The 7,449-nt window shown below is 58.5% G+C and carries 6 protein-coding genes; all 6 read left to right on the forward strand.

Annotation, left to right across the window (positions count from 1 at the left end; translation table 11 throughout):
- The first annotated feature begins 84 nt into the window (after positions 1–84).
- Positions 85–2,208: a hypothetical protein gene (locus ACE4YL_RS10210; RefSeq protein WP_461358466.1), complete on the forward strand. Its 2,124-nt coding sequence runs from the start codon at positions 85–87 to the stop codon at positions 2,206–2,208.
- 35 nt (positions 2,209–2,243) lie between these two features.
- Positions 2,244–2,972 carry an amino acid ABC transporter ATP-binding protein gene (locus ACE4YL_RS10215; RefSeq protein ID WP_461358465.1) on the forward strand — a complete coding sequence of 243 codons (729 nt, stop codon included), beginning with the start codon at positions 2,244–2,246 and terminating at the stop codon, positions 2,970–2,972.
- Positions 2,973–3,070: 98 nt separating this feature from the next.
- Positions 3,071–4,300, forward strand: coding sequence for a lipid-A-disaccharide synthase (gene lpxB / locus ACE4YL_RS10220; RefSeq protein WP_461358464.1), 1,230 nt, complete (start codon positions 3,071–3,073; stop codon positions 4,298–4,300).
- Positions 4,281–5,006 carry an LPS export ABC transporter ATP-binding protein gene (gene lptB, locus ACE4YL_RS10225; RefSeq protein ID WP_461358463.1) on the forward strand — a complete coding sequence of 242 codons (726 nt, stop codon included), beginning with the start codon at positions 4,281–4,283 and terminating at the stop codon, positions 5,004–5,006. The genes lpxB and lptB overlap by 20 nt, the downstream gene beginning before the upstream one ends.
- 18 nt (positions 5,007–5,024) lie before the next feature.
- Entirely contained in the window at positions 5,025–6,146 is a 1,122-nt protein-coding gene (locus ACE4YL_RS10230) for a DUF3084 domain-containing protein (RefSeq protein ID WP_461360357.1), read from the forward strand.
- A 392-nt stretch (positions 6,147–6,538) separates the two neighbouring features.
- The coding region (locus ACE4YL_RS10235; RefSeq protein WP_461360358.1) for an S-layer homology domain-containing protein at positions 6,539–7,449 on the forward strand (911 nt) is incomplete at its 3' end.

Raw genomic sequence — 7,449 nt, forward strand, 5'->3', positions numbered from 1 at the left:
ATATGACAGTATTGACGGGCATTACCACTTAAGACCCAGCTAGAGGCATGTTATAATGAATGCACTGGGTGAGGAGGAAGGGTAATGCTCGATTTTTTTCGAGATGGATTTTATAAAGACCTGGCACTTTTGCTGGTGATCACAATCCTGCTGGGCGCCGCCTTTTCCCAGGGCATCGCCTGGGCCATCGACGCCTATTTTGGCGATACCCTCGATCAGATGCTGGGCGAGTATGGAGAGTATGACCTGATCCTCCATATCCGGGAAGAGGCCAAAGAAGCGGCCCTGCGTGAACTGCAGCGCATCGGTGAGCAGTCCTTCCCCGGCTATAAACTCAACGAGACCTTGACCATCGCCGGGCAGGCCAATGTCTTTTTTGGGCTGCCGCCGGATTGTCGCACCAGGGAGGTTCTGGAGAGCATAACCTCCTATTTTGGCGCGGTTCCCGGGCTGAACGGTTACACCTTGATCGTACAGCCCAGCGTGCTCATTCGGGGAGTGCATCCCGGGGTGCGGGAGGAGCTGCGGGCGCTAATTGAGGCCCTCCCCGGGGTGCGCTTTACCGTGAAGGACGGCAATAACTTGGTGGTACTGGCGGACGGCGAAGGCCGGCTCGGCCAGGTTAAGACCGCCGTCGAGCAGATTCTAGAGCAGTATCAAATTCTGGAGCTGCGCTTTCCCATGGGCTTTGAAGTGGATACCCAGGAAGTGGGCAGCCGTGCTCTGGAAATTCTGCGCGCCCGGAACCAGGGGGCGGGGAGCCGCTACGCCAACGTCACTTCTGCCCAGTATGGTGAGGATTTGGACGCTTTCCTCAAGACGCTGGTGGAAATGCGGGATTTCTTAGGCAGCTACGCCTCCAAGGTGCGCATCACCCCCTCTGAGGGAGTGCAGCTGGCCGTGGGCGAGCGTCTGGTGCTGGAGGGGCCGGTGGAAGCCGGCCAGGATCTGATCGTGGAAGTGACGGGCTTGTTCGGCAGCCTGGCGGAGGGCATGATCGTCCAGGGTTCCCCCGTCCAGTCCACGGATCGCGTGTTATACCAGGGGTTCCGCCTCCAGGGGGAGGGGGAGCGCGGCGCTTTCGTGGGCGAAGTGGAGATTGAAAACGAGCGCTATCGGCTGGCCTACGCGGTGGATGAGAGCCTGAGGCTCCTCGCCGAGCTGGAGGAACTGGCGGTGCAGGCCAGTGCCGCGGTGGACAACGCGGAAGGGGTGCTCACCACCTTCCAGGAGGCCCTTCTGCAGCTGGAGGTACTGCAGGTGCAGATGCGGCAGCTCAACGAGGGTATTGCCAAGGGCGATGCCAAACCCTCCGGCGAGCAGTTTCTGGTTACCCTGCTCCTCAACGGCCTGCTCCAGACGCTGGCCCAGGGTATCGTCCACAGCGGTGAGGAGTCCCTGGATTCCCTGGAGAACCTGGACATCGAGGAGATGCGGCGCAGCCTGGACGGGATCAGCAAGCAGATCGCCAACGTGCAGCAGATCGACGTGGCCGCGATCATGGAACAGATCGGTTTTGTCCGGGATACGCTGCCCGACTTAAGCGATGCGGAAATCGGCCAGTCCATCCGTTTGATCAACACCTACCTGGGAGGCCAGGTCATCCCTGGGGAGCGGGTGCAGCTGCTGATCCAGGGAGAACCGGTGAACGAAAAGGAATTGGAGAAGGTCTTCCAGGCGGAGCTGGAAAACCCCTACCTGCACACCTACTCCACCTCAGCAGGCATGGTTTCGCCCGATGCCCGGGGCGAGATTTTCCGCATTCTCAAGGAGGTACGCTCCATCGTAGCCGGGCTTTTGGCCATTATCTTCACCATGATCGCTTTAGTTTTGGACCATGCCACCATCTTCAGCACCCTCAAACACCTGCGGGCAGGACGCCGGGCGGCTGCCCGGGGCTGGCGGCGACTGGTCGATCCCCTGCTGCTTTTGGGCGGCGGGGTAGGGTGCACTCTTTTGAGCAGCATCTACCATCTGGCCCGGGGTGGGATTCCCCTGGTCAATCCGGCGGTCGTTGCCGTGCTGGGCTTCGCCCTAGGCGTGCTGCTGGTTCTTTTGGCCGAGCGCTTCAGCCCGGTGGATGGCATGGAGCTCATGGCCGCTCAGGCCTTGGGACTATCCAATGTGCAGATCATGCGGGAAGTGGTCATCCCGCCCAGCCGGCCTGGACTTATGAACATGCTCAACCGCTTAAAGCAGCAGTTTTGACCGAGGGTTTGAGAGAAACGGGGAGGTGTGAGTGCATGCTGCAAATCAGGGATTTATACAAGTCTTACGGTAAAACCACGGCCTTGGACGGGGTGGATCTGCATGTGGCCAGGGGGGAGACGGTGGTGATCATGGGCCCTTCGGGCTGCGGCAAATCCACCCTGATCCGCTGCGTCAACCGCCTGACCGAGCCCGACGGCGGTTCCATCATCCTGGGCGGCCAGGATGTCCTGGCCCTGCAGGGTCCTGAGCTTCAGGCGTTCCGACGGAAAGTTGGCTTTGTCTTCCAGCATTTTAACCTGATTGCCCGCCTCACCGTGCTGGATAACGTGATGTTTCATCTTGTGTTGGCCGGCATGGACCGGGAAGAGGCCCGCGCCAGGGCCCTGCTCGCCCTGGACAGGGTGGGGCTGAAGGCAGCCGCGGATCGCCGGCCGGCACAGCTCAGCGGTGGCCAGCAGCAGCGGGTGGGCATTGCCCGGGCCCTGGTGACCAACCCAGAGATCATGCTCTGGGATGAACCCACCGCCTCCCTGGACCCCATCCTGGTCGGAGAGGTGCTGGAGGTCATGGAAGAACTGGTGAAGGAAACAGGGACAACCATGGTCATTGTCACCCATGAGGTGTCCTTTGCCCTGAGGGCCGCCCATCGCATCGTGTTCATGGATCGGGGCAAGGTGGTGGAGGAGGGAGAGCCCCAAGAAGTCTTTGCCCAACCCCGCTCGGAGATAGCCAGGCTGTACAGGAAACTGCTGATGAACTAAGGGTTAAACTTGGAAAAAGAGGAAAAGCTGGAGTGATGCAGAACCCTCTATAGAGCTAAGGCAATCGCGGGATTCTTAGCGGCAAGGAGTGAGATGTGGTGACGGATACACCGGGAGAGAAGCTCCCTACGGACCAAAGGCGCGAGGGCCCAAAGGAAAAGGTGGCTGCTAGCCCCACCGTCTTGATCATTGGCGGCGACAACACCAGCGACCGTTTTGGGGCCGCCCTTACTGCCAAGATTCACGAACTTTGCCCGCAGGCAACCGTCTATGGGGTTGGGGGCCCGCACATGAACGATGCCGGGGTGCGCCTGCTTTTTGATATTTCCGAGATGGTAAGTCTGGGTGCCTTCCAGTCTGTGAAGGGCGCCACCGTGATCAAACGCTTGATTGCCCGGGTAGTGGAGACCATGGACCAGGAGGAGCCTTCAGTGGTGCTGCAGATTGGCCTGCCGGTCTTTGGCTTTAAGCTCTTGGAGATTGCCCGGGCCCGGGGGATCCCCGTGATCTATTATTACACGCCCTTCAGCCGGGGGCTGGCCCATATGAACCAGCGCCAGTTCTGCAGCGTGGTCACGAAAGTGGCGGCCATCAGCCGCACCGAAGCATCCCTCTGCCAAGAGGCGGGCCTGGATGTGGAGTTTGTGGGCCATCCCTTGATGGACCTGGCGGATCGCTCCGCAACTCCCGAGCAAGCCCGGGAGAAGCTGGGACTTGCCCTGGAGGGCAAAGTGGTGGCCGTCTTGCCGGGGCCCAGGGAAGTGGAAGTGAAAAACGTTCTGCCCCCTGTTCTAAAGGCCCTCTGCCAGGTAACCCAGGACCATCCTGAACTGCAGGTTTTGATTTCCCTGGCGCCCACCATTCGCACCACCTTGGTGGAGGAAATCTTGGGGAGTAACCCCTGCGCCAACGTGCGCTTAGAGCGCGATACTTACCGGGTGCTCAGCGCTGCCGATGCGGCCATCACCTCCATCGGCACAGCTTCCCTGGAGGCCTCCCTCTTGGGTGTGCCTTCCCTGGCTGTTTACCGGGTGCCCCGTGCTACTTATTTTGCGGAGAAAATACTGGACCGCAAACCCTATATGTCCATAACCAACAAGATCCTGCGAAGGAATGTAATACCCGAGTTCATCCAAGGCCATGTCAATCACCAGAAAATTGCCAAGGCAGTTGAACAACTGCTGTATGATGAAAAAGCCCGCCAGGAAATGCTCACCGCCCTGTCTCAGCTGGAGGAAGAACTGGGGGAGCCAGGTGCTGTGGAGCGGGCGGTACGCGTAGTTATAGAAATGGCTGGATGTGGAAACGATGGGACAACTCGAGGCTGAACGGCTGGTCAAAGTGTACGGCCGGCGCACCGTGGTCCAGGGCGTGGATTTCCAGGCCAACCGCGGGGAGATCGTGGGGCTGCTGGGCCCCAATGGAGCAGGCAAAACCACCATTTTCAGCATGATTTTAGGGCTGACCAAGCCCAACTCCGGACGCATTTTCCTGGATGGGCGGGAGATCACCCAGCTGCCCATGTATAAGCGTACCCGCTTGGGTTTGGGCTACCTTCCCCAAGAGCCCTCGGTTTTCCGCAAGTTAACCGTGGAAGAAAACCTGCGGGGGGTTTTGGAGCTGCGCCGGGATCTGAGCAAGGCGGAGCAGGCGGAAAGGCTGGAGCACCTTTTAGCAGAGTTTAACCTCCGGGAGGTGCGCCACCAAAAGGGCTACCAGCTCTCCGGCGGGGAACGGCGGAGGACGGAAATTGCCAGGGCTCTGGCGCTAGATCCGGCGTTTATCTTCCTGGATGAACCCTTTGCCGGGGTTGACCCCATTGCTGTGGGGGAGATCCAGGACATCGTGGCCCACCTGCGTTCCAGCAATCTCGGCATCATTATCACGGATCATAATGTACGGGAGACCCTGCGCATCACCGACCGCGCCTATATCATCCATCTCGGCAAAGTCCTTGTAGCTGGCACTACCCAAGAAGTGGCAGCAGATGAACTGGCCCGGAAGTACTACTTAGGGGCGAACTTCACGCTGTAGAGAAAGAAGGTGCAGCCCATGTATGGTTTTACCCTGATCCTCACCCTAGCGGTTGTGGGCGGTGCCATCGCTTATATCGGCGATCGCCTGGGGATGAACGTGGGCCGCAAGAAACTAACGCTCTTTGGTCTGCGCCCAAAACACACCAGCATATTAGTGACAATTGTCACAGGAGTCCTTATTGCCACGGCTTCCATCGTGGTTTTGAGTATTGCTTCCCAGGATGTGCGCACCGCGCTGTTCAACATGAAGGAGATCCAAGAGGAACTGCGGGGCCTCCAGAGGGACTTCGCGGAGATGAGGCGGCAGAGGGATGCTGCCCAGACCGAGCTCCAGGAAGCCGAGTCCAGACTGGCCCTGGTGGAGGAAAGCTACGCCCAGATCACCGCCGAATTGGAGCTGGCCCAGCAGTCGGTGGAGGCCTTGAAGGAAGAGCGTGCCTTTTTGGAGGCTGAGGTTGCCGAACTGATGGTCACGGCCGAGCAGCTGAGCTGGCTGTACGATCTGGTGGAAACCGCCTTCGGCCAGATCCGCTCCGCGGACATTGCCTTTTACGCCAGTGAAGTGATTTTGAGCACAGTCATCGAAAAGGGGTTGAGCCGGGCAGAGGTGCGGGCAGCCCTGGAAGACTTCCTGCGGGAAGTGGATGATGTGGCCTACCGGCGCAGTGCCCGAGCCGATGGCGAGCCGTACCGCGCTATCTTCCTGCCCCCCGGCGTCCTGGATTTGGTGGTGGAAGATGTGCTTCTGGCTCCCGGTAATGTGATCGTGCGCGCCGTAAGTGAAGCCAACAGCATCCCGGGGGTACCCGTCCGTGTCTACCTGGAAAACTTCCTCGATCAGATGGTCTTTTCCCAAGGGACGGTATTGGCCGCCGGCACCTGGGATCCCCACAGCGGCATGGAAATCGACCTGGTCATCCTGCAGCTTTTGAACCAAGCCAACAACGCAGCCCTCAATGCCGGAGTAGCCCTGAGCCCAGAACGGCGGGGTGCGGTTCTGCTCCCCGGCAACTACTTCTTCGATGCCATCGAAGCTTCCCGGGCTATAAAGCAGCCGGTGGAAATCCGTTTGGTGGTGGCGGAGGACTCCTGGCGCTCCACCAGCCCGGTGCTGCTTTACCTGGAGATGTTCCCCTAGAAGAAAATCCCAGTCCTTACCTAGCAGGAATTTCTCTCCCCTTATGGAAAACTTCTTGTCGAAACTACCCCTGTTCTGTGGTATAATGCAGGGGGAAAGTTAGATTCTTCCAGGGAAGCGGTCCGAAAAAGATCGCTTGCCAGGAGGAATTGGGAAAATAGTGGAGAAATAACCACTATTACAATGTCCATTTTCAGTATCTTAAAGCCGGGGCGGTTAGAAAGGAGGTGCCCGAGGTTACCGCCAGCTGAAGATACTGGAAGATGAAGGCGCTCTTGTATCTGCGGAAATCTGAGGGAACAAGGACACTCAGGGAGCGCGGACAAGAGGGTTTTCATCGAGTGAAACATATCCCATCTGATGAAAATCTCGCGTAAACCAAGGGGGTTAACATGAACATGAAATTCAAGAAGTTTGCCCTGGTATTAGCCATCGTGCTTTTGGCTAGTACACTAACACCGGCATTCGCCAGCCCGTTCGCGGATGTCCCTGCCGATCACTGGGCATACGACGCAATCGTACAACTAGCCGCAGCCGGTTTGATCGAAGGGTATCCCGATGGAACCTATGGCGGCGCCCGGATGATGACCCGTTATGAGGCTGCTATGGTATTTGCCCGCGCTCTGCAGCGTCTCGAAGGCCAGATTGCAGCCATGGATCTCCTGCCTGAGCTCGACAGAGTTAAGGCTGAGCTGATGGCTGAGATCGAAGCTGCCAAGGCCGCTGCTGCAGCCGCAGCCGAGAAGGAACCCATCGAGACCACCGTTATCGAGAGAGTTATCGTTGACAAGGATGTAGACGAAGAGACACTCGCCCGCATCCGCGCCAACGAGGTCGCCATCGAGGCTCTCACCGGCGACATGGCCTATCTCGAAGCCAGAATGCTCGGCTTGATCGATGGCATCCGCTATGATCTCAACCAGCTGAAGGATCAGCCCGAAGTGGAAGTTCCTTCCATGGACGAGATCGAAGAGCTGATCGCTAAGAGGATTGAAGAGGCCGTTCTGGAAGCAGCCGCAGCTGCTAAGGAAACCACTATTATCGAAAGAGTAGTGGCCACCACTCCTGAGCTGACCAAGGAAGATGTGGAGTTCATCGCTGAAGCTCTCATCAGGACTCAGGTTCAGAGGTTGGAGCTGCTCATCAACGAGAACCGCGCTATGATCGCTGCCCTGTCTGACTGGGTAGATGAGCTCGACGGCGACGTAGCAGTGTTGAAGGAAGACGTTGCTGGTCTGAAGGAAGACGTAGCTGCTGTTGAAGACAGAGTAACCGCCCTTGAGAAGGTCGGCTTCTCTGGCAA

The sequence above is a fragment of the Candidatus Darwinibacter acetoxidans genome (genome assembly GCF_041936445.1).
Taxonomy (GTDB): domain Bacteria; phylum Bacillota; class Limnochordia; order Darwinibacteriales; family Darwinibacteriaceae; genus DTU010.